This window comes from Streptomyces sp. NPDC006335 (assembly GCF_040612795.1).
Taxonomy (GTDB): domain Bacteria; phylum Actinomycetota; class Actinomycetes; order Streptomycetales; family Streptomycetaceae; genus Streptomyces.
On sequence record NZ_JBEXQX010000021.1, the window covers coordinates 13,474 to 35,611 of the forward strand.

Consider the following 22,138-nt stretch of genomic DNA (forward strand, 5'->3'; position numbering starts at 1 on the left):
GCTCTGGACGCACGTGAGCCAGGCATGTCGAGGGTCGCCGGGACCAGGGATTCCGGCCGTTGTCCGATGACGTTGCTGGTGTGTCGAGGGGGTGTCGGAAGTTGCTCGCTGCTGCGCTCAGACCATAGCACTCATTGTTCCAGTTCCAACCTGAAACAAAGATATTTGACGTGCCTATGGGACGACGGCTGATCAGGGGGCTGTATGCGCAGAGGCCGGGGAGCTCTTCCGATCTGCCTACAGCTGCTCAATCTAGACGCCGACCGGACCGGCGACCAGCGTCCTGAGCAGCAGGAATGCCCTGCCCGAAGAGCCCTCAGTCGACGGAAAGACGTCGATCACAAGTGGTACGCTCGCCCGCATGCGGTCAACTCGCCCTGTGGACAGGACGATTAGCCCGGCGGCGTCGGTGACGTCCCGGCTGCCGACCGCAGAGGGGTCCACCGTCTGATCGCTGCTCGCTGCCGACAGTCAGTTTGGTCGTCGACCCCCAGCCTTCTGGCCTGCGCCGCAAACGCGGTGATCCGGTCGCGGAGTGCGGGGACCCTGCGGAGTGCATCACAGATGAGCCGAGAACAGTCCAGCAAGGCAAGAGACGCGGGCAAGGACCCCTCCCCGCGCGCCCAGGCGAATGCGGCAGGCCCACGAGAACTGCCTCGCGTCACCGCCCCGAACCCCACGATCATCACGCCCAGGCCGGTCCCGGTCCGATCCGCGTACCACGCTCGCTATGGTCATCACGTGACCACCAATCCAACCTCTCGCGACTACAACAAGGCGTCGGTCCTCGACGTGGTCCTCTCCCACGCGCCCTTGACGCGGAACCAGCTCATCGAGCTGACGGGTCTGAGCAAGGCCACGGTCTCCAGAGCGGTGGAGGAGCTGCGGGCCGACGGCTTCGTCGTCGACGGCGGGGTCGACGAGGTCACCGGCCGCGGCCGCAGGTCCACCTTTCTGGACCTGCCCGGCACGACCGGGCACGTCGTCGGGATCAGCTTCGGCGTCCAGACCACCGGTGTCCTCGTGACCGACCTCAGGGGCCGCGAGATCCAGCACGTGACGGTTCCCACCGCCGACCACCGCGACGTCGAGGACGCAGCCCGATGGCTGGTCGACCTGGTCAAGCAGACCGCGGCCTCCGCGCAGGGCCCCCTGCGCCAAGTCGTCGCAGCCGTTCCCGGCCGGGTCCGGGGCGGCACGGAGATCTTCGGCCCCGCCGAGTCGATGAAGATCTTCGCCGGCTCCGGCCTCCACCGGGCCATCGAGGACCTGGTCGACGCCCCCGTGCTGCTCGACAGCGACGCCAACGCGTCCCTGCTCGGGATCCTCACGAACGACGCCACCATCACCAACGCCGCACTCTTCAGCGTCAGCACCATACTGAACTTCGCCAGTTGCACCGACCACGAGCTCGCCCGCGGCAGCACGCCCACCTTCGGCGACATCGGCGTGCTCTCGTCCGGGACCGGCGACGGCGTTCTCGACGAGCTCCTGAGCACCCGAGGCCTTCTCCGCTTCGCCCGTAAGCGGGGACTCGACCTGGAGCGCGTAGAGGCTCTGTGGGAGGGACCGCACGACGAGGCCGCGCGCGCCCAGGTGCTCGAGGCGTTCACCACGGCGATCGTGACCGCCGTCAGTGTTGTCGCCGTGACGCTGGACCCGGAGTCCGTCTACTTCGTCGGCCGTCTGCGCCCGCTCGTCGACGAGGTGCTCCCCGAGGCACGCAGGCGACTCGACCAGAGTCTTCCGACGGTGCCGGAGATCAAGACGGTGCCGCACCTGATCGGTCTCTCGACGGCACAAGGCGCCGTGTACGGGTGCCTGACGATGGCTCACGAAAGACTGCGGGACGCCGTGCTCGGAGCCCGGCACCAGAGCCAGACCGCCCAGCAGTCCGCACCGGCGTTCTGAGCCGCGGTCGTCGACAGGCGCCACGGGTCGGCTCACCGGCCGGTCGGGCGTGCCAAGTCCGTCTCGAGGTGGGCACCCCCGTGTGGCTCCTGGGTGGGCACACGGTTGGGCGCCCGCCACGGCCGTCGTCATGAGTTCGAGAAGGCGCAGAGGGCAATGGAGCCCCCATCACGGCGGCCGGCCACGCAACCGCAGGTCTGCGAGTGTTGTCTTCCACCTCATGACAGCCAATCGACCGCTGCGATCGGCCCCGGACGACCGGGAGTTACGGCTTTGGAGGGTCGGCCGAGCCCTGTTCGTCACCTTTGCCGCGGCGGTCCTGGTCGCCGGGGGCGTCTTCTACGGCTTGGTGTACCTGCTGGACGTTCAGGAGATCGACCGCACCGCCAAGCTTGACGCCGGCACACTGTTCGATCTGGTGAAACTCTCGTTCGGAGTGGTGGCCGGGGCCGGCGCGCTCGTGGCCTTGGTCGTTGCCTACCGCCGCCAGCGTGTGGACGAGGCAGGCGCCCACCGCGAAGCCACCCGGCTTCACACCGAACGCTTCTCCCAAGCCGTCGACAAACTCGGCTCCGACTCACCAGCCGTCCGACTCGGCGGTGTCCACGCCCTGGCGGGACTCGCCGACGACGCCCCCGACGACAATCTGCGCCAGACCTGCATCGACGTCCTGTGCGCCTACCTCCAACTTCCTTTCACCCCCGACCCCGGCGATGACCCAGCCCACCAGGAGGAGCGCCACCGCTACCTGGCCCTGCGCAAGGTGAGGCACACCATCCTGCGTCTCATCGGCGACCACTACCGCCGCCCCCAAGGAACCCACCGCTCCTGGCAGGGCTGCGACCTCGATCTCACCGGCGTCACCATCGACGGCAACATGAACTTCGCTGACGCGGTGTTCTCGGGCGGCTCGGTGTCCTTCGAGGGAGCGGTTTTCTCCGGCGGCAGGGTGTCCTTTGCCGGCGTGGTGTTCTCTGGGGGCTCGGTGTCCTTCGAGGGAGCGGTGTTCTCCGGGAGCAGGGTGTCCTTTGCCGGCGCGGACTTCTCCGGTGGCAGGGTGTCCTTCGCCAGTGTGGGGTTCTCCGGTGAAGTGTCCTTTGCTGCCGCGACGTTCTCTGACGGCTCGGTGTACTTCAACCGCGCCACGTTCTCCGAGGGCGAAGTGTCCTTCGGCAGCGCGACGTTCTGTGGCGGCTCGGTGCACTTCGACCGCGCGTCGTTCTCCGGCGGCCGGGTGTATTTCGGCGGCGCGAGATTCGTGGGCAGCTCGACGCGGTTCCCCGACGGAAGGGTGTCCTTTGCCGACGCGGTGTTCACCGACGGCAGGGTGACGTTCATCCGTGCGACGGGTTCGGCTCCCCAGGGACTTCTCGCTGCCGTCGGCACTCCTGCCCCTGCGACGGTGACCCTTCCTTCCGATTGGGTGCCCTCGATCCCATAACGCCGGGGGCTCCTGCACATCGGGGTCATGGAGGATCGGTCGGCGCCCCGGACGGCGGGCACGGGACGTGGAGACCGAACGTAGGCGGTCGGCTCGGCGGCGAAGCCTTCGGCCCTGTGCTGGCCGGTCCGCGTCGACGAAGCCCGCAGTATCACCCCGCCGTCACCTTCGACGCGGCCGCGCCCGTAATGCAGCAGGGCGGCAGCACGTGTTTCGGGTCCTGGGTGAGGCGATGAGCACTGCCCTCTGATCATGGTCACCCTGCCGACCTGCACGACGCCGCCGCGGCGAAGAAAGTCCTGTTCCGCCTGCGCCTGATGCACCCCGAGATCACGATCGTGTGGGTCGACTCCGCCTACGCCGGGAAGCTCGTCGACTGGACGAAACAGCACCTCAACCTCACGATCAAGCCGGTCAGCCGTCCCAAGGACGCCTCCGGCTTCGTCGTGCTGCCCCGCCGCCGGGTCGTCGAACGCAGCCTCGCGTGGATGATGCACGCCCGGCCGCCGCGCGAGGGACTACGAACGGCTCGTCCAGCACTCAGAGACTCCGATCACCTGGGCCGCCATCACCCTCATGACCCGACGCCTCTCCCGTAAGGGAGCCACCCCCGGCTGGTCAAGGAAGCCGACACTGGCCGGCTGATGCTGCCAGGCGCCTGATCAGCGGGCAGCCGCCTCAAGGCCAGGTCCCTACTTCGAAATCTGTCGTCACGGCTGAGGCCGTGAGCAGGTCACTTATGATCATTGCGGACGGAACGCTCACTCGCAGTGAGTGATGATCCCATCGGCTTGGGGCCTGCCATGATCAAAGAGGTGCTTCAGGAACTCATGTCGGCCGCGTTCGGTGGCTGCAATCCCAACGACGGGTGCACTGATGCCGAAGTCACGGCTGTCGGGGATCGCTTGGGGATCAGCCTGCCGGACGCATTGCGTGACTATTACGCGGCCGCAGGCCGGCACCCGGAGCTGATGGGCATGAGCGGCCACGAGCACAGCCTCCGGGTGACGGCTCCCGAGCACCTGGGTGTCGAGGACGGACATCTGGTCTTCTGCGGGGAGAACCGATGGCCCGCCCAGTGGAGCGTGCGCCCGGATGATGCCGGCTGGCCCGACCCCAGGGTCTATGGCCGAAGCGAGCCGGGCGGGAAGTGGTACAGCGAATCCCGGAGACTGTCGTCCTTCCTGATCAATGTCGCCGGCAGGCAGGCCGTGAGGTCGCTGCCGCACCAGGCCACCTGCCGAATCCGTGAGCAGCAACTGGGGGTCGTCGAGTCACTCCTCAGCTACGTTGGGTCTCGCGAGATGCAAAAGGGCGGTCACTGGCTGAGCTTCGTCGACCCATCGCGACGCATTCTGGCCAGTTACTCCTACAACACCGCCTCTTTGCGCGTCGCGGCCGTGGACCACACCGCACTCGAATCCCTGCACGAGCGTTCAGGTCTGCCACTCAAAGCGGCATGAAGCCAGGAATCGGCTACACACACTGACGCGGGCGGCTCCGAGAATCCGTGTCCCCGCTCAGGCCCGCCGCTGTTGCGGCTCCGCGATCATGCCTGCTCAACGACCGTCCCGTCCTAGATACATCGTGCCGCACAAGCACCAGAGATCAGACACTGAGAGCCGAACCGGTGTGATCTCTGGGCTTGCACCGCCTCACGGAATGGAGAACATCGTGCCTCGATGGGCCGTCCTTCGAGCTGAGGGCCAGGCGGAAGCCTTCCGGTACGCCGTCCACCGCGAAGTCGAGGGGACGGAGGCCGAGGCCTTGGCCGCGATGCTGCACTGCGTCGACACCTTCGCAGAGGCTCTTGCTGAATCAGGGCGCCGACGTCAGAGAAGACAGGTGTTCCGCGTCTCTGAACGCAGTTATTTCGTGCGCGTCCACAACCGCCTGTCCGTCGAGGAAGCCCACTTCACTCTTGCCGAACTCATAGCCGACACTCACGCCGACGGACTGCCAGCTGGGCTCACTGGTCCGGCGTGGAGTTGAGGAGACGGGCGAGTTGGCTGCTGTGGTTCTTGTTCACGGCCTGTATCACCGCCCCGAGCACTTTGCTGTGGTGGCGGAACGCTTACGGACAGCCGGAACCGAGGTCGTCGTACCTGAGCTCCATCGGGGCTCATTGGCTGCTGACACAGCCGCTGTCCAGGCCGTCATCGACGCGCTGCCGGAGCCCCCGATCGTCCTCGGTCACTCCTACGGAGGATCAGTGATCACAGGGGTGCACGGAGCCGGGCACCTGGTCTATCTGGCGGCCTTCGTGCTGGATGCCGGCGAGAGCGCGGCGAGTCTGGGAGGTGCATCCCCGCAGCTCCAGAACGCGATCATCACTGAACCAGACGGTTCGACCAGCCTGCACCCGGACCGGGCCATCAACGCTCTCTACGGAGACTGCCCCGAACCCATCGCCGCCCAAGCAGTGGACCTACTGCGTCCGCAAGCCCCGGGCTGCGGACGAGGAGTTCCGCAACGCCACGCCTGGAAGACGACTTCTTCCACCTACGTCGTCTGTGCACAGGACCGGGCCGTCGACCCCGATCTCCAGCGAAGGATGGCCTCGCGCTGCACCGACGTGCGTGAATGGCAGACAGACCACTCCCCGTTTGTGGGACAGCCCGATCTCGTCGTGGAACTTCTGCGGGAACTGCTCGCGAAGTCGAAGTCCGTCCGCAGGTCCATGTCCGCGGCGCAGCAGGGGAGTTAATCCGTTGGACGTTGTTCGAGATCGTGGCACGATGTTCGGCATGACGACGAACAGAAAGGCCCGTGCCGCGTAACCGGCCGGGACGCGTCCGGGCGGCTGGTCCCCACCGCCGGACGCCAGAAGCAATGCGGGCCATCGATGGTCTTTCCTCACGTGCGCAGTCCGAGGTCTGCCATCTCGAGCGGACCCGCAACTACCTGCGACCAGGAGTCATCAGCGAGGCCGTGCGCTTGTGGAAGGACTACGTCCATAGTCCCGAGCGTCAGCTGTGGCATGACTACGAGTCGGGCGACGACGTGTACTGGTACTGCTGCGACAGCCCTCTCGAAGCGCGGACTCTCCTCGACACTGTGATGCAGGCGATGTCACCTCGAAACGCCCGCGAACTCCGACAGATCGTCAGCCGGTCTGACGCCGTCTGGAACCAACCGTCACCGTCGTATGACTCGGGCGGACGGCCAAGGAACTCCCCATAGTGCTCCTCAGGTCGCGGCGGGCATCGGAAGTCGGGGACCGAGGAGCTGTGGTCGTGGATTATGGCCGAGGGGCTTGGAGGCGTCTGCTGGCCCAGGGCCGGCCCGGCTTGAACGCAGTGTGGCTTCATACGGCGGTGTGCCGCCCCCCGAGCCCGGCGTAGTGACCAGCCCACGGCATGACCTGGGCGCCGGTGCGCCCAAGGGCCTGAACATCGGCATCGCTTCCTGATGGCGGCACCGTCGTCGTGGTGTGGCCCAGCTGCCTGCTCCTCTGACAGCCCGTCAATCTTGTCCGGTGCCGTGGCGCAGATCGCTGAAACCTCTTCATTTCAGTCTCGTCGGACCCGCAACGGCCCGACGGCCTGCACTGGGCCGCCCTGACTGAGGCACAGGGACTGAGGCACAGGAACGCGCGTGGAGCCGCATCGAAGGCGTGGGAATCGCGCGCCGTGAGAGGTCGTTCTCGTCCCCGGGCGTTGTCGGCCAAGGATTGATCGTGCCGGCGCGGTCCGCCTGCCCGGCTTTGCACGTGGACCGCACCGGCTACGAGTGGGGCTACGGCCCAGGACCCCACCGTCGGTGGTGGCAGGGTCCGGGTCGACGGCCCCGGTCTACCAGCCGACGGCTACCAGGAGCCACTGCGGGTCGGCGTGGGAGATGAACGAGGAACGGCCCGCCACGTCGTCGTAGGGGAACCCGTAGGCGAGGTGGTTGATGGCGTTGTCGTGCCAGAACCTGGCGTAGTAGTTCGCCGGCGCGGCCTTGTAGAACTGTGCCGGGTCGGACTGCTGGGAGGCCGGCAGAGTGGCGACGTGGCGGTTGAGGGCGGCGCACATGTCGGGGTTGCCCGCGAGGGAGGCGGCGCAGCCGAAGATGTCGGAGGTGGCCGCGTTCACACCCACGGATCGGGCGTACGCGGTGAAGTAGTCGGCGTTGGCACCGCCCGCGCGGAAGCTCGGATCGCTGCCGGGCGCGATGATCCGGTACGGGGCCTGGGTCCGGGCCAGCACCTTGAACTCGCTCGGCACGGCGTCGGTGAAGCGCTGGAACGTGGTGGCGCGGTCCTCGGCGAAGGTCTGCCGGTTCTCGCCGACCTCGACGTCGTAACCGTCCTTGGTGTGCAGGCGCATGGCCAGCTTCAGGCCGAAGGCGTCGACCCGGGTGGTGTTGCCGTTGAAGACGTTGTTGCCGACGGTGAACTCGATGAAGTCGTAGTAGGGGCTGTTGGGTGACCCGAGGTAGAAGTACATGCGGCCCGCGGAGTTGGCGGGCATGTCGAGGTAGGGCTGCTCGGCGATTGAGTGCGTCTGGCCGTTGAAGCTCCAGTACACCTGGCTGTCGGGGTACTTGCCGTTGGTGCGGTTGAGGATCTTCACCTCGACGGCGTTGCTTGCCGGGGGTATGTCGCTGGTGCTGCCCCAGAAGTCGTCCGGGGGAGTGGTGCCGCCGGGGCCGTAGACCTGGAACTCCCACAGCGAGTAGCCGTACGGGGTGCCGCGCGCGGTGCCGTAGAGGCGGACATAGCGTCCGCTGCCGGAGACGGTGATGTTCTGGGTGCCGCCGGTGGCCGTCGTGGTCGAGTGGACGGTGGTCCAGGTGGTGGCGTCGGTGGAGGTCTGGATCTGGAAGGCGGTCGCGTAGGCGGCCTCCCAGTTCAGGCTGACGCGGCTGAGCTGCTGGACGGATCCGAGGTCGACCCGTATCCATTGCGGGTCGGAGAAGGCGGAGGACCAGCGGGTGCCGGTGTTGCCGTCCACGGCGGCGCCGGCGGGTGTGCCCGCGTTCTCGGTCGACGAGGCGACGGCCGGTCTGCCCTGGGACAGCAGTTGGTCCGCGGCGTGGGCGGGCGCGGGTGCCAGGACGGTGAGGAACGCGGCGATCAGGGCGACGACCAGGCCGAGCGCCGCGCGCGAGCGCGCGGTGCCGCCCGGGGGACTGCTGGTGGGGGTGTTGACGATCCTCTGCATGTGAGTCTCCTCAAGCCGGTACGGCATGCGGGGGGATGGAGCAACAGCAGATGTGAGAGCGCTCTCTCGGCGAGGAGTGTTGAGGGCATGCCATCAAGATGTCAAGGGATCCGGCATGGGTGGACCCGAAAAGATTTCAACTTCCGAAGGCTTGCCGAGAGTTGTAACTCATTAGTTAAATCAAGACGTGAACTAAGCGTCACGGCGGCGAACGCACCATGTCCCCTGGCCAGGCCCCTGCCGCCGGCACACCCCACATTTCCCCGACGCACCCGCAGGAACCCGTATGAGACTCAGATCCCTGGGTGTCGCGCTCGCCGCCACGGCAGCGCTGATCACCCTGCCCACCACCCAACTCCCGGCGGCAGCAGCCGCGAACGCCGACACGAACCTGTCCCAGGGCAGGACGGCGACGTCCTCCACCACCGAGAACCCCGGCACGCCCGCGAGCGCGGCCGTGGACGGCAACACCGCCACCCGGTGGTCGTCCGGTTTCTCCGACGACCAGTGGTTGCAGGTGGATCTCGGAGCCACCGCCTCCATCAGCCGAGTCGTCATCAACTGGGAGGCGGCCTACGGCAAGGACTACAAGGTCCAAGCCTCGAACGACGGCAGCTCATGGACCGATCTGCGCTCGGTCACCGGAGGAGACGGCGGGACCGACACCCTCGACGTCTCAGGTCAAGGCCGGTACGTACGACTCCAGGGCATCCACCGCGCCACCCAATGGGGTTACTCCACATGGGAGTTCCAGGTCTTCGGCACCACGGGTGGCGGCAGCGGCCCGATCCAGGGCGGCGGTGACCTCGGCCCGAACGTGATCGTCGTGGACCCCTCCACCCCCAACCTCCAGCAGAAGTTCGACCAGGTCTTCGCCCAGCAGGAGTCGGCGCAGTTCGGCTCCGGGCGCTACCAGTTCCTGCTCAAGCCGGGCACCTACAACGGCATCAACGCCCAACTCGGCTTCTACACCTCGATCTCGGGCCTCGGGCTGAACCCCGACGACACCCAGATCAACGGTGACGTCACCGTCGACGCGGGCTGGTTCAACGGCAACGCCACCCAGAACTTCTGGCGTTCGGCGGAAAACCTCGCCATCAGGCCTTCCAACGGCACCGACCGCTGGGCCGTGGCACAGGCCGCGCCCTTCCGCCGCATGCACATCCAGGGCGGCCTCAACCTGGCGCCCAACGGCTACGGTTGGGCCTCCGGCGGCTACATCGCCGACTCGAAGATCGACGGCACCGTGGGCCCGTACTCCCAGCAGCAGTGGTACACCCGCGACAGCTCTGTCGGCGGCTGGACCAACGGCGTGTGGAACATGACGTTCACCGGTGTGCAGGGCGCGCCCGCGACCAACTTCGACTCGGGCCCGTACACCACCCTCGACACGACGCCCGTCTCCCGCGAGAAGCCGTTCCTCTACCTCGACGGCAGCACCTACAAGGTGTTCGTGCCCGCCAAGCGCACCAACGCGCGCGGCATGTCCTGGCCCGCGAACGCCGGCACCTCGATCCCGCTGGACCAGTTCTACGTCGTCAAGCCGGGCGCCACCGCCGCCACCATCAACCAGGCGCTCGCCCAGGGCCTCAACCTGCTGTTCACCCCAGGGGTCTACCACCTCGACCGGACCATCGACGTGACGAGGCCCGGAACCGTGGTGCTCGGACTGGGCCTGGCCACACTCGTGCCGGACAACGGCGTCGACGCCATGCACGTGGCCGACGTCAACGGCGTACGGCTCGCCGGTTTCCTCATCGACGCCGGCCGCGCCAACTCCGACACACTGCTGCGCATCGGCGAGCCCGGCGCCTCCGCCGACCACTCGGCCGACCCCACCACCGTGCAGGACGTCTTCGTCCGGATCGGCGGGGCGGGCCCCGGACTCGCCACCAACTCCGTCGTCGTCAACAGCGACGACGTCGTCATCGATCACACCTGGCTCTGGCGCGCCGACCACGGCGACGGCGTCGGCTGGGACACCAACCGCGCCGACTACGGGCTGAAGGTCAACGGCGACGACGTCCTGGCCACCGGGCTCTTCGTCGAACACTTCAACAAGTACGACGTGCTGTGGAGCGGTGAACGCGGCCGCACGATCTTCTTCCAGAACGAGAAGGCGTACGACGCCCCGAACGCCGCCGCCATCTCCCACGACGGCATCGTCGGCTACGCGGCCTACAAGGTCGCCGACACGGTGACCCAACACGAGGCCTGGGGGCTGGGCAGCTACTGCAACTACACCTCGGACCCCTCCATCGTGCAGCACCACGGCTTCCAGGTCCCGGTCAGGTCCGGCATCAAGATGCATGACCTGCTGGTGATCTCGCTGGGCGGCAAGGGCCAGTACGCCCACGTCGTCAATGACACCGGTGCGCCTACGTCCGGCACCGACACGGTGCCCTCGAAGATCACGCAGTTCCCGTAACCGACGCGAAGGCGCCACCGTCGGCCCGTCACCGAAGCCACAACTCACCGGCTTCGGCGGCGGGTCGACAGCACTCCGAGACACGTGGCATCCCCCGTGACCGTCACCCGGGCCACATGGGTCTTCACCGTCGCTTCGCTCAGCGTCGGTTCCTGCGGGAGTTCGCCGGTGGGCAGGACCCTGCCCAAGAGCGCCAACGCCTCTCGTTCGCACGGCGTCAGGACGGCAAGGTCACGGTGGACGGTGGTGGGGGCGCTGAGTGCCCGGCGGTCCGTGCGGCACTGGGGTCGGTGGGCAGTCCCAGAGCCAATTGATCGTCTGGGCGGCCTCCAGCAATGGGTAGTCTGCGGATGACCCTGCGGACCCAACTGGTGCTGCGGGCTTTGCTGGAGGATCCCGCCGTCCACGAGGTGGCCGGCCGACCGCGCCCGTTGGGTGGCCGCGCACCCGGTAGGCGATGGGGGAGTGTCGTGAGGACCCGCCGCCGGTTACCCACCCGGCGGGACAGGCGCCACGACAACAGCGTTTCCGTCGCAGGTTTGTCGAGCGTCGTGCGTTCACACGTCCGGATGCCGACCTCGATCCCATCGAGCTCGCCCACGACGAGGCCGCCCACTGGCACGCCGGACAAGGCCGACGTGGCGGCGACTCGTATGTGACCCACCGTGTCGCCTTCGCCGCCTTCGGCATGCCGTCGGCCGTGGTCTGCGCCGCCCTGCTGCACGACGCCATCGAGGACACACGCCCTGCCCGCCCGGGGACGATCGTCCGGCTGAAGCCCCGCAGAGCCTTTCGCCGCGTAGGCGACCACCCTTCAACCTCCATAAGCACGTATGCCGGGCCGTGCAGACTCCCGGCGAGCTTCAGGCCGTCGGCTGGCGCTGGTTCGGAACGCTCCGGAGTGGTTCCAAGAGCGGAACCGATCCGTCAGATGACGGGTGCTCAGGCGCAACCTTCTGGTGTTCTGGCGTGTCCACCCAGTGTGCTGACGATACGCAGAACTTGGCAGACAGCGGCGGCCGCCGCTTTCGCGACCGCGGTGATGGCTGTCGCGACCCCGGCCGCGCAGGCTGCCGCAACGACGCTCGTCCTGGAAGCCCAGGAGAACTACTACCTCCCCACCGAGGGCGAGGGCCCGAACCTGAACCTCGGCATCACGGCCTCGGGCGGGGACGCCCACGACGTCTCGGTCGCGGTCGACGCCTCGTCGCTCGCCGGGAAGGCGACGATGGTGGTCACGGGGGACTGCGTGAGCACCGGCACCCTGAAGGTGAGGTGTGACGTGGGCCCGCTGTCGGGCGGGGAGTCGATCGACCCGTTCTTCCTGAAGCCCACCGCGGCCGCCAAGGCAGGCGACACCGGTGCCATCACGTACACCGCCACCGCCTCCGACGCGGCCACCGTGACGGGGAAGACGGACGTCCTGGTGGGCGGCCCGAAGCTCGTCAGCCGGCCCTACCCGGCGCTGAAGGGCATCGCGCCCGGCGCCGTCTTCGAGCGCACCCCGGCCTTCGCCAACACCGGCACAGCTCCCGCCGACAAGGGCGTCATGCTGCTCGTGCAGGACTCAGAAGGCGTCTCTCTGGCCCGTGACCACTCCAACTGCCACTACTCGGACCAACCCTCCGTCGGCGCCTGGTGCCGGTTCGACACCCCGGCCGCGCCCGGTGCGGCCTACGAGACAAACGCGCCGCTGCGCTACACCGCCTCCACGGAAACGATGTACGGCTACAACACCTACATCGCGTGGCCGGTCGGCAGCACGGCACCCGACTCCTTCGACCCGTCCGACTTCCCCGAGACCGGCACCGGCGCGCCGCTCGGCCTGAAGCCCGTGGCCGCCGGCTCCGGATTCACCGGCTCCGGGTACGGCACCTTCGCCACCACCCAGCACGCCGACTACCAGGCGCTCGGTGACACGGTCGAGGGCAAGGTCGGCGAGACGGTGAGCATCACCGTGGGCGTGCGGAACAACGGACCGGGCCGGATGGACTTCCAGTGGATGGACGCCGACAACTCCGGCACGTTCGTGGTGACCCCGCCCGCCGGAACCACCATCACCGGCGCCCCCGGCCCCGGCGAGCAGGGCGACCCCGGGCCGCTGTGGAACTGCACACCGGGCAAGGCCGGCGCGAAGAGCTACACCTGCGCCATCGGCAACACGGACTTCCAGTCGGGCGACTCCGTGACCCAGGAGTTCACGGTGCGGATCGACCGGGTCGTCCCCGGCGCGCGGGGCAGCGTGCGGGCGGTGGAGAACCGCGACTACCCCAACCGTGACGACGACGCGGCGAACGACACCGCTGCGATCGCGGTGAAGCTCACCGGCTCGGCGACGTCCAGCCCGTCGCCCAGCGCCACCGCGTCCCCGTCGGCCACGGCCACCGCGAGCCCGTCCGGCTCCGGGGCGGGTACCGGAAGCGGGACGACGACTGGCGGCGGGCTCGCAGCCACGGGCGCGGATGGAGTCCTGCTGCGGGCGGGCACCGCCGTCCTGCTGGTGGCAGGCGGTGCGCTGGTGTTCCTGGCGGCGCGGAGGTCGCGGCTGCAGGCCGGCCGCTGACGCCGCCCTCCGACGGGCAGGGCGTCAGCGGCCGACAAGGCCGGCTACCCACGGGACGGTGCCCTGCCCGTTGCCTCCGCCAGGAGAGAAATGCGTACCCCTCCGCCTAAGACGCCCCGATCAACAACAGCGGTCCGTCTGGCCTGCTCTCGCGGGATACCGGCGCCGAGGGTTGTTACTGGATCCGCGGTGCTGCCGGTGCAAGCGTCCACGAGGACGAGAGCGTCCCTCCTACGCCAGCGCCGGCGCCGACAGACCGGCGAGGTGAAGCCGTCGCCGCACCACCTACCGAATACCGGGAATGACCCGATGGACGACTTTGTTGACACCACTGCATGACATGACCGAGTCAAAGTGCTCGGTGGTGGTGGAAGGAGTACCTCATGGCACGCAGCACCACGCGGCCCGTTGTCACCCTCAGGTCGACGGCCGGCACCGGAGTCACCTACGTGACGCGCAAGAACCGTCTGGCCAACCCCGACCGGCTGGTCGTGCGAAAGTACGACCGGGTGGCCGACAAGCACGTTCTGTTCCGCGAGGAACGATGACACCCGCCTCGGTCGTCGACCGAGGCTTGGCAAGGAGGCACCACTCATGAGGTCCGGCATTCACCCCGTCTCCCGCCCCGTTGTCTTCCGCGACCGTGCGGCGGGCTTCCAACTGCTCACCCACTCCACCATCGACGCCCAGCGCACGGTGGAGTGGGAGGACGGCACTGCGTACCCGGTCGTCGACGTGGACATCTCGTCCGCGAGTCACCCGTTCTACACCGGCACTTCGCGGGTCGTGGACACCGCGGGGCGAGTGGAGCGCTTCGAGCGACGCTACGGCCGTACCGCTCCCGTCCGTCCCTGACGACCGAGCCGTCCACTCCCATCAAAACCCGGCAAGGAGGCCGCTGTGAAGGTACGCAAGTCCCTGCGCTCTCTGAAGGCCAAACCCGGCGCCCAGGTGGTGCGCAGGCGTGGCGTGACCTTTGTGATCAACAAGAAGGACCCCCGCTTCAAGGCCCGCCAGGGCTGACGCCACCGCGCGGCGGCCCGGCACCGCACTCCGCGGTGCCGGGCCGCCGCCGGTCACGCAGTCGGCGAGCACTGACGGCCCCGCAGTCGTCTCTCTGTCGGATCACCAGCGTCTCCCGGCCAGGTCCCGGCCAGGTCTGCATGCGCTCGTCGCGCGATCACGGCAAGGAAGATCGCCTGTGGGGGCGGTAGGCCCAAAAGGCGGGCCCCTGTGGGTCGGGTGCCGGCCGGGAATCAGCGGTCAGGACTCCTCCGCCACGGCCACGGCAGCGGTGAAACGTGCGGCGAGCGCTTCCACCGCCGCGCGCAGTTCCGGCCCGCCCTCGACACGGAACGCGAGCGGCAGTTGCGCCAGCCACTCCTGTGCGTACATCGTCGGATTCCTCGTGCTGCCGACGAGCACGCACCCGTTCCCCGACGGTTCGAGCCGTCCCATGGGCGGGCGGATCGACGGCAGCACCTCGTCCATCGGGGCGTCGAACACGACCCGGGTCGGAAACGCCCACCCCTGGCCCAGGTTCTCCTCCAGTGCCGCCACCGGGTCGAGGCCGTCGGGCACCTCGAAGCCGTGGGCGGTCTCCCGGACCGCGCGGACCCGGTCGATCCGGTAGGTGCGGATCGCGTCAGCGTGGTGGGAGTGGCACAGCAGGTACCAGCGGCCGTAGCGGACCACGACGGCCCAGGGATCCACCTCGGCCACCCACTCGTTGCCGGACTCACCGCGGTACGTGACCTGCACACGCCGTCGCACCGCGCTCGCCGCGACGAGCGTGCTCGTGAGGGCGGGATCCGGACGCGAGGCGTGCCGCTCGGGCGCCGCCGACGCGTGCTCGCGCAGGGCGGCCGCCTGCCGGCCGACGCTCTCGGGCAGCGCCCGGATGACCTTGCCCAGGGCGGTACCGACGAGGTCGTCGGAATCGGGATCGGCGGCCGCCGGCTGACCGTCGAGGACCGCCATGACCAAACCCAGCGCCTCCGGCTCCGTGAAGACGACCGGCGGCAGCCTCGCCCCGCGCCCCAGTCGGTACCCGCCGTAGGGGCCCCGGCTCGAGTGCACGGGGATGCCCGCCTCGCGGAGGATCCCGACGTAGCGGCGGGCGGCCCGCTCCGTGACGCCCAAGCAGGCGGCAAGCTCGTCGGCCGTCACTCCGGTGGGGCGGGACTGGAGGATCTCCAGGGTGCGCAGGGCTCGCGCGGTGGGGCTGAGCTCGGTCGGCACCCGAGCAGGTTAGGTGGTCGCGAGACATACCGGAAGTGGATTGTCCGGAACCAGTCGTAGCGTGAGGGCACCGACCTCACGGCCTTCTCGGGAAAGAGAACTGATCCATGGACATCCTGCTCATCGCCGGCCTGTGGCTCGACGGATCCGCCTGGGACGACGTCGTGCCCGCGCTCGAGGAACTCGGCCACCGCCCCGTGGCGCTCACCCTGCCCGGTCAAGGTGACGGCGCCCGGTCAGCCACCCTGGAGGACCAGGCGGCGGCGGTGCTCGCCGCCGTGGACGCGGCACCCGGCAAACCCATGGTGGTCGGGCACTCCGCCGCCTGCACCCTGGCCTGGCTTGCCGCCGACGCGCGTCCGGAGCGGGTCGCCAAGGTGGCCCTCATCGGAGGCTTCCCGTCCACCGACGGGCAGCCGTACGCCGACTTCTTCGAGGCGAAGGACGGCGTGATGCCGTTTCCCGGCTGGGGCCCGTTCGAAGGACCGGACACAGCCGACCTCGACGAGGAGACGCGCGGACGCATGGCCTCGGCGGCGATCCCCGTGCCCGAGCAGGTGGCCAAGGGGACGGTGCGGCTGAAGGACGAGCGGAGGTTCGACGTCCCGATGCTGCTCGTGTGCCCCGAGTTCACCCCCACCCAGGCCCGGGAGTGGATCGACGGCGGTGACGCGCCCGAGGTCACCCGCACCAGGCACCTGGAGTTGGTCGACATCGACTCGGGCCACTGGCCGATGTTCACCAAGCCGGTCGAACTCGCCGGGCTGCTGGCCGCGGCGGCCACCGAAGCCTGAGCCCGGCCGCACCGGTCCGCCCCCGGCCGCCTCCACCTGGGACGCCCTCGCCGAGGTCGTCCAGCGCGATGCACAGTCACCGAGCTTGCTGGAAACGCCGTTCAGCCGCCCCGCCACGAAACGTTGCGCCGACGGTCGACGGGCGAGCCGTTGTTGGACATTCTTTCAACAACGATGTGCCCAGCAACGCCAGGAACAGCTGCATCCGGGGTGGTGATCGGTGTGGACGACGAGACTCGCGGCGCCTTCGTGGCCCCCTCCGTGGGCCTTGCCGGGCTCGGCGCACCGGAGGGCCGCGCCCCGGCGCCCGCGGTCACCGGGGCCACGGTGTCGTGCGCTTCCGACACCGCTTCTGACGTCCCGTCCGACACCCCGTCCCGCCGTGCCCTGGCGCACGGTCAGGAACTGTTGCGCGACGGCCCCGTGGCGGATGCCTGCTCGGCGTTGCTCCGCGCCGCCGCCGGGCTGCGTGACACCGACCCCGTCGCGGCCCGCCGTGCCCTGCTGGCAGCGGCGTCGGCGGCCTGGTCGGCCGGTGACCATGACAGCTACCGACGTATCTTCACGGTCGGTCCCTGTCACGTGTGCGGTGCGGGCCGCGCGTCGACACCGTGCGCCAGGGGGTGCCCCGAGGCCGCGTGGAGGAACTACCGGATCGGGATGAGCGCGGTGGCGCAGGGCGACTTCGAACGGGCCGTCGCGGTCCTGGAACCTCGGTTGTACCAGGTCACGCCCCGGGCGGAGACGGACGAGCTCCGCGACGCCGGTAGCGTGGCCCTCCTGCTGGGCCGCCTCCCTCTCGCGCGCCGGCTCCTGAGCCTCGCCCTGGTGTCCGCGCGCTCGGCGGGAGCGGAGACCGCGGTTCCGGGCATCGTCGCGCACCTGGCCTGCGCCGAACTGCGGGAAGGCCGCCACCCTCAGGCCCGCGCCCACGCGGAGGAAGGGCTGGTGCTCGCGCGGAGACTCGGGCAGCGCAACGTCGCCGCCGAACTGTCCGCCGTACGCGCGCTCGTGGTGTCCATCGCGGGCGACCTGCCCACGGTCCGCGACCAGGTCGCGGAGGTCCTGGCCGTCGCGCAGCCGCATGGGCTCGCCCAGGCCGCGTTTCTCGCCGAGTGGGCGCAGGCGCGTGCGGAACTGGGGGCGGGCAAGGTCGAGCGGGCGGCCGCCCGCTTGGCTCCGCTGGTCCGACCCGGCGCCCGGCAGGGTCATTTCGGGTTGTGGTTCCTGGCCGTGCCGTGCTTTGTCGAGGCCTGCGTCCTGTCCGGCCGGGCCCTCGACGCGCCGGAGATGGTCGACCTGTTCGCCGTCTGGGCGGATCTCGGCGCCGACCCGCAGGCCCCGGCCCAGTTGGCACGGTGCCGTGCCCTCCTCGCCCCCGCCGACCGCGGCGAGGAGCTGTACCACGCCGCGCTCGCCCACCATGAGCAGGCGTCAGGGCCGTACGAGCACGCGCGGACCCATCTCGCCTTCGGCATGTGGCTACGGCGTCGGCGGCGGCCCACCGAGGCGCGGGCCCAGTTGCGTGCCGCGCTGGTGGGCTTCGAGCACTGTGGAGCGGTGCTGTGGGCCAAGCGAGCCGGCGCGGAGCTGCGGGCGGCCGGCGAGGTGGCCGGGGCCGGAGAGGCGGGGCTGTTGTCCTCGCTCACACCGCAGCAGGTGCGCATAGCGCGGGACGTGGCGCGCGGCGCGACGAACAAGGAGATCGCGGCGGAGCTGTCCATCAGCATCCGCACGGTCGAGTACCACCTGCGCAACGTCTTCGCGCAGTTGGGCGTCCGGTCGCGCACCGGTCTCGCGCATCTGCTGGCGAGCGCCGACGAGGACCACGACCACGGCTGGGAGCTGCCGGAGCCGAGTTGAGGACCGGAACGGGCCGTGCCCGGTCGAACGTCGGGCGACTGCGCGGAGGTCGACGGGCGTGCACCGCTGTGACCGGGGATCTCCCACGCGCGAGGTGGTGCGTGGGGCGCCCTGGGAGATGACTGGTGATTCCACTGATGACTGACTTCTGGTCAGCTCCTACGTTGTTCCCCGCCGGATGACTCGTGTCACGTCCACGGGCTCGACGCCGCCCCCTCCCTCGGCGGTCTCCGTCAGCCCCGAAGGCGCCGGAACCCTCACCCTCGAAGGAGCCGTGATGAGCCACGCCCCAGAGATCCCCCGTCCCACGCGCACCCCGCACCGCCACCGGCGCCGCCGTTTCGGGCGCCTCGGCTCCGGCCTCGCCACGGCCGCCGCACTCGTCGGCCTGCTGACCTCGCTGACCGGCGGAGCCCAGGCGGCCGAAAACCCGTACGAGCGGGGTCCGGCGCCCACCACAGCGAGCATCGAGGCCGGCAGGGGCCCCTACGCGGTGTCGCAGACCAGCGTGTCGCGACTCGCGGTGAGCGGCTTCGGCGGCGGCACCATCTACTACCCGACGAGCACCGCCGACGGGACGTTCGGGGCGGTCGCGGTGTCACCTGGATTCACCGCCTATCAGTCCTCGATCGCCTGGCTCGGCCCGCGGCTCGCCTCCCAGGGCTTCGTCGTCTTCACGATCGACACGCTCACGACCTCCGACCAGCCGGACAGTCGCGGGAGGCAGTTGCTGGCCGCACTGGACTACCTGGTGCAGCGCAGCACGGTCCGCGGCCGCGTCGACGCCGGACGCCTCGGAGTGATGGGCCACTCCATGGGCGGCGGCGGCACCCTCGAAGCGGCCAAGTCCCGCCCCTCGCTCCAGGCCGCCATCCCGCTGACCGGCTGGAACCTGGACAAGACCTGGCCGGAGATCACGACTCCCACCCTGGTCGTCGGCGCCGACGGCGACACCATCGCGCCCGTGGCCACGCACTCCGAGCCGTTCTACGCGACCCTGCCGTCCTCCACCGACCGCGCCTACATCGAACTGCGGGGTGCCACCCACTTCACGCCGAACTCGTCCAACACGACGATCGCGAAGTACAGCATTTCCTGGCTGAAGCGGTTCATCGACAACGACACCCGCTATGAGCAGTTCCTGTGCCCGCTCCCGGCCGTCAGCCTCACGATCGCCGAGTCCCGAGGCAACTGCCCGCACACCTCCTGACACCCGGCCCCGGCCTGCCGGGACCGTCATGCGCAAAGCTGTCGCCGTCGCGTGGTTCTCCGGGCCGCGCGGCGGCGACAGCGCGGTGGTACCGGGACAGGCGACGATGCGGTCGTGCCCGGGCACCTCTGCGTTCCGGCCTGCGGACACCGTTCGGGGCGGGAATGGCGGCGGAGACAGGACGACCGTCCCGCTGAAGCCCCGCAGAGCCTTTCGCCGCGTAGGCGGACCGCCCTTCACTCCCATGAGCACGCGTGTGGCCCTGACCGGAATCTCGGTCAGGGCCACACGCGCACGCCCCGGAGCGTGTATCACCGGTGACCGGTTCGAGAGAACCAGTACCGGGATCAGGCCGCGACGAGCTCCCGCTCGGGGACCGGCGCCGGCGTTTCGACCTTGGGCTTCCTGTTCGGCAACGAGAGCCGGAAGACCTTGTGCCACGCGGAGAACACCTGCTTGGGCAACGACCCGGTGACGTACTGCAGCTCGTACTTCTCGAACAGCGCGCGCACCTTCACCGCGACCTCGGCGTACCGGTTGCTCGGCAGGTCGGGGAACAGGTGGTGCTCGATCTGGTGCGACAGGTTGCCGGTCATGAAGTGCATGGCCTTGCTGCCGCTGATGTTCGCCGAGCCCATCATCTGGCGCAGGTACCACTGGCCGCGCGTCTCGCCCTTGATCGACCGGCGCTCGAAGACCTGCACGCCCTCGGGGAAGTGCCCGCACATGATCACCGAGTGGGACCAGATGTTGCGGACCAGGTTCGCGGTGAACGTGGCGGCGAGCGTGGGGAGGAACGACGGGCCCGACAGCAGCGGGTGGATCACGTAGTCCTTGAGCACCTGCTTGCGGATCTTGCGGCCCACGGCCTTGGCCTGCGCGCGGAACACCGGGTTCTTGCGGCGGCGCTTGTGCAGGTTCTTGCCGAGCTCCAGGTCGTACGCTGCGATGCCGTACTCGAAGAAGCAGGCGTTGATGAAGTTCCACAGCGGCTGACCGAGGTGGAAGGGGTGCCACTTCTGGTCCTCGTCGACCCGCATGATGCCGTAGCCGAGGTCGTTGTCCTTGCCGATCACGTTGGTGTACGTGTGGTGCAGCTCGTTGTGCGAGTGCTTCCACTGGTCGGCCGGCGAGACGTGGTCCCACTCCCAGGTGGTGGAGTGGATCTTAGGGTCCCGCATCCAGTCCCACTGGCCGTGCAGGATGTTGTGGCCGATCTCCATGTTGTCCATGATCTTCGCCACGGACAGACCGGCGGTGCCGATCAACCACGCGGGCGGAAACATCGAGAACAACAGCACGCCCCTGCTGACCAGCTCGAGCTTGCGCTGCGCCGAGATGACCTTGCGGATGTACGCGGCGTCCTTCTCGCCGCGGCCGGCGATCACCTCGTCGCGGATCGCGTCCAGCTCGCGGCCGAGCTCCTCGATCTGCTCCGCGGTCAGGTGGGCGGTGGGGTCGATAGCGGTCAAGGGGTTCCTACCGTTCGATGTCGCAGGGGCCCGCCGCGGCGGACACGCAGGTCTGGATGAGGACGCCCGGTTCGGCCTCGGTGATCTCGCCGGTGCGCAGGTCGCGGACGGCGCCCGCCTTGAGCGGGGTGACACAGCCGAAGCAGATGCCCATGCGGCACCCCGACGGCATGAGCACGCCCGCCTCCTCGCCGACGTCCAGCAACGGCGTGGCGCCGTCCGCGTCGACGGTCTTGCCGGTGGTGTTGAAGGTGACCTCGCCGCCGTCGCCGGTGACGACGATGCTGGGGCGGAAGCGTTCGGTGTGCAGACGCTCCGGTACGCCGTGTTCGCTCCAGTGCTTTTCGGCGGCGTCGAGCAGGCCCGCGGGCCCGCAGGCCCAGGTCTCGCGCTCGGCCCAGTCGGGCACGAGTTCGTCGAGGCGGGCGATGTCGAGCATGCCGTCGGTGTCGGTGTGCACCTCGGTGAGTCGCAGCTTGGCGTCCGCGACCAGGTCGTGCAGTTCGTTGCGGAAGATCACGTCTTGCGGCCGCGGCGCGCAGTGGACCATGACGACGTCGTCGAACACGGTGTCGCGCAGCATGCCCATCACGGGCGTGATGCCGCTGCCGGCCGTCAGGTAGAGCACCTTGGCGGGCTTGGCCCGCGGCAGCACGAAGTCACCGGTCGGCTGGTCGAGCTGGATCAGGGTGCCCGGCTTCGCCCTGCGGACCAGGTGGTTGCTGACCTTGCCGTCCGGGATCGCCTTCACGGTGATCGTGACGCGGCCGTCCCGGCGGTCCGTCGGCGAGGTGATGGAGTAGGCACGCCACAGGCGCACCCCGTCGACGTCGACCCCGATCCGCACGTACTGACCGGCCGTGTGGCCGCGCCAGCCCCGCCCCGGTCTGATCACGACGGTCGCGGCGTCGCCCGTCTCGGGGTGTACGGCCTCGATGCGCCCCCGCAGGTCAGCGCCCGCACGCAGCGGGCTGACCAGGTCGAGGTAGTCCGACGGCAGCAGCGGCGTCGTGACCATCTCGAGCAGTTTCCACGCCCTGCTGCGGAGGGCTGTACTCGTCATGA

At 69.1% G+C, this 22,138-nt stretch carries 17 protein-coding genes and 1 pseudogene; 14 read left to right on the forward strand and 4 right to left on the reverse strand.

The window, feature by feature from the left end; genetic code table 11:
- Positions 1–741 precede the first annotated feature (741 nt).
- From ABZ098_RS38010 to ABZ098_RS38035, 6 genes and pseudogenes are all read left to right on the forward strand, one after another.
- Complete coding sequence (locus ABZ098_RS38010; RefSeq protein ID WP_356598386.1) at positions 742–1,911, forward strand: ROK family transcriptional regulator; 1,170 nt, start codon at positions 742–744, stop codon at positions 1,909–1,911.
- 349 nt (positions 1,912–2,260) lie between these two features.
- On the forward strand, positions 2,261–3,352 hold the full coding sequence (locus tag ABZ098_RS38015; RefSeq protein ID WP_356598581.1) for a pentapeptide repeat-containing protein: 1,092 nt from the start codon (positions 2,261–2,263) through the stop codon (positions 3,350–3,352).
- 260 nt (positions 3,353–3,612) lie between these two features.
- Positions 3,613–3,982, forward strand: a pseudogene (locus ABZ098_RS38020) (transposase); the annotation flags it as partial.
- Positions 3,983–4,122: 140 nt separating this feature from the next.
- Positions 4,123–4,815 carry a hypothetical protein gene (locus ABZ098_RS38025; RefSeq protein ID WP_356598387.1) on the forward strand — a complete coding sequence of 231 codons (693 nt, stop codon included), beginning with the start codon at positions 4,123–4,125 and terminating at the stop codon, positions 4,813–4,815.
- A 199-nt stretch (positions 4,816–5,014) separates the two neighbouring features.
- Positions 5,015–5,344 (forward strand): hypothetical protein, encoded by a 330-nt coding sequence (locus ABZ098_RS38030; protein ID WP_356598389.1) that lies wholly within the window; start codon positions 5,015–5,017, stop codon positions 5,342–5,344.
- Positions 5,345–5,357: 13 nt separating this feature from the next.
- Positions 5,358–6,059, forward strand: a complete 702-nt coding sequence (locus ABZ098_RS38035; RefSeq protein WP_356598391.1) for an alpha/beta hydrolase — start codon at positions 5,358–5,360, stop codon at positions 6,057–6,059.
- A gap of 1,087 nt (positions 6,060–7,146) precedes the next feature.
- Here the strand turns inward: ABZ098_RS38035 and ABZ098_RS38040 are convergent.
- Positions 7,147–8,502 (reverse strand): beta-1,3-glucanase family protein, encoded by a 1,356-nt coding sequence (locus ABZ098_RS38040; RefSeq protein ID WP_356598393.1) that lies wholly within the window; start codon positions 8,500–8,502, stop codon positions 7,147–7,149.
- Between the two features lie 286 nt (positions 8,503–8,788).
- Between ABZ098_RS38040 and ABZ098_RS38045 the strand changes: the two genes are divergently transcribed.
- From ABZ098_RS38045 to ykgO, 5 genes are all read left to right on the forward strand, one after another.
- Entirely contained in the window at positions 8,789–10,930 is a 2,142-nt protein-coding gene (locus tag ABZ098_RS38045; protein WP_356598395.1) for a discoidin domain-containing protein, read from the forward strand.
- Positions 10,931–11,972: 1,042 nt separating this feature from the next.
- Positions 11,973–13,493: a hypothetical protein gene (locus ABZ098_RS38050; protein ID WP_356598397.1), complete on the forward strand. Its 1,521-nt coding sequence runs from the start codon at positions 11,973–11,975 to the stop codon at positions 13,491–13,493.
- Between the two features lie 383 nt (positions 13,494–13,876).
- A complete protein-coding gene (gene rpmG / locus ABZ098_RS38055; protein WP_356598399.1) occupies positions 13,877–14,041 on the forward strand; it encodes a 50S ribosomal protein L33 in 165 nt (54 codons plus the stop codon).
- A 46-nt stretch (positions 14,042–14,087) separates the two neighbouring features.
- Positions 14,088–14,348: a type B 50S ribosomal protein L31 gene (locus ABZ098_RS38060; RefSeq protein ID WP_356598401.1), complete on the forward strand. Its 261-nt coding sequence runs from the start codon at positions 14,088–14,090 to the stop codon at positions 14,346–14,348.
- A 45-nt stretch (positions 14,349–14,393) separates the two neighbouring features.
- Entirely contained in the window at positions 14,394–14,516 is a 123-nt protein-coding gene (gene ykgO, locus ABZ098_RS38065; RefSeq protein ID WP_006130958.1) for a type B 50S ribosomal protein L36, read from the forward strand.
- A gap of 240 nt (positions 14,517–14,756) precedes the next feature.
- On the opposite strand, the gene ABZ098_RS38070 is transcribed toward ykgO, so the two are convergent.
- Positions 14,757–15,734 carry a WYL domain-containing protein gene (locus ABZ098_RS38070; protein WP_356598403.1) on the reverse strand — a complete coding sequence of 326 codons (978 nt, stop codon included), beginning with the start codon at positions 15,732–15,734 and terminating at the stop codon, positions 14,757–14,759.
- A 107-nt stretch (positions 15,735–15,841) separates the two neighbouring features.
- On the opposite strand from ABZ098_RS38070, the gene ABZ098_RS38075 reads away from it, so the two are divergent.
- From ABZ098_RS38075 to ABZ098_RS38085, 3 genes are all read left to right on the forward strand, one after another.
- Positions 15,842–16,528 (forward strand): alpha/beta hydrolase, encoded by a 687-nt coding sequence (locus ABZ098_RS38075; RefSeq protein ID WP_356598405.1) that lies wholly within the window; start codon positions 15,842–15,844, stop codon positions 16,526–16,528.
- Positions 16,529–16,750: 222 nt separating this feature from the next.
- A complete protein-coding gene (locus ABZ098_RS38080) occupies positions 16,751–18,391 on the forward strand; it encodes a LuxR C-terminal-related transcriptional regulator (protein WP_356598407.1) in 1,641 nt (546 codons plus the stop codon).
- A 277-nt stretch (positions 18,392–18,668) separates the two neighbouring features.
- A complete protein-coding gene (locus ABZ098_RS38085) occupies positions 18,669–19,601 on the forward strand; it encodes a dienelactone hydrolase family protein (RefSeq protein ID WP_356598409.1) in 933 nt (310 codons plus the stop codon).
- A gap of 347 nt (positions 19,602–19,948) precedes the next feature.
- Here the strand turns inward: ABZ098_RS38085 and ABZ098_RS38090 are convergent, their stop codons facing one another.
- Both ABZ098_RS38090 and ABZ098_RS38095 read right to left on the reverse strand, forming a co-directional pair.
- Positions 19,949–21,073 carry an acyl-CoA desaturase gene (locus tag ABZ098_RS38090; RefSeq protein WP_356598411.1) on the reverse strand — a complete coding sequence of 375 codons (1,125 nt, stop codon included), beginning with the start codon at positions 21,071–21,073 and terminating at the stop codon, positions 19,949–19,951.
- Positions 21,074–21,080: 7 nt separating this feature from the next.
- Positions 21,081–22,136: a ferredoxin reductase gene (locus ABZ098_RS38095; protein WP_356598413.1), complete on the reverse strand. Its 1,056-nt coding sequence runs from the start codon at positions 22,134–22,136 to the stop codon at positions 21,081–21,083.
- Positions 22,137–22,138: the final 2 nt, after the last annotated feature.